Origin of the sequence: Clostridium sp. SGI.024 (genome assembly GCF_050315195.1) — a bacterium.
In the GTDB taxonomy this organism is placed as follows: Bacteria; Bacillota; Clostridia; order Clostridiales; family Clostridiaceae; genus Clostridium.
This window is the reverse complement of record NZ_JBNPON010000147.1, coordinates 1-965: the sequence shown is the minus strand read 5'-3', so window position 1 is coordinate 965 and position 965 is coordinate 1. Positions and strand designations below refer to the sequence as shown.

Annotated in this window: 1 protein-coding gene; it reads right to left on the bottom strand. The window is 28.6% G+C overall.

The window, feature by feature from the left end:
- Positions 1-223: 223 nt before the first annotated feature.
- On the bottom strand, positions 224-965 hold a 742-nt coding region (gene rsgA / locus ACQRD5_RS17130; RefSeq protein ID WP_427747111.1), incomplete at its 5' end, for a ribosome small subunit-dependent GTPase A.

Genomic DNA, 965 nt, shown 5'->3' with positions numbered 1-965 from the left:
CTTTATATAATATATGAATCATAGAAGTAAAATATTTTGATTCTAATAATGTTATAATAAAATATAATCAATTTGTGCTTTATAATAAAAAAGGAGCTATCGCATTAGCAGTATAAAAATCTGCTAACGACAGCTCCTTTCTATTATTATTCTAATTTAAATAACAATTCTTCTTCTAAAGGCTTTCCTGTATCCTTAAATCCAAGGCTTTCATAAGGGTTTCTTACTTTCTACACTTCATAAGACTTTTAATCCTATGCCTTTCTTGACTCTTAGCCTTTGATAAATTATAAGCTTCTTCTTTTTTAAGCTTTTTATATCTTTCCAATCTATCTAAGTCTAATTCACCATTTTTAATGGCTTCTCTTATTGCACATTTAGGTTCATTATTATGAGTACAATCTGAAAACTTACATTGTTTTTCTAACTCTTCAATATTACTAAAGGACTTATCAACATCAGCAGATATTAATCCAAGCTCCCTCATTCCAGGAGTATCAATTATTACTCCGCCATCTTCTAATAAAATTAATTCTCTATGAGTAGTTGTATGCCTTCCCTTATCATTTTCACTAATTGAATTAGTTTTTAAAACCTCTTTATTTAATAGCTTATTGATTAGGGTAGATTTACCTACTCCAGATGAACCAATAAAGGCTATTGTTGTTCCAGATTTAATATATTCCTTAACTTTTTCATATCCATTTCCATTTAAACTTGAAGTTACTAGTATATCTATTCCTATAGCAGCTTCTTTAACTTCTCTTAGTCTTTCATCTACATCTTCGCATAAATCTGACTTAGTTAATACTATAACTGGTGTCGCCATACTATCCCAAGCCACAGCTATATATCTTTCAAGTCTATTAATATTAAAATCATTATTTAATGCCATGCAGATAAATATATAATCAATATTAGCTGCAACAACTTGTATATCATATCTAGACCCTGCTATCTTTCTT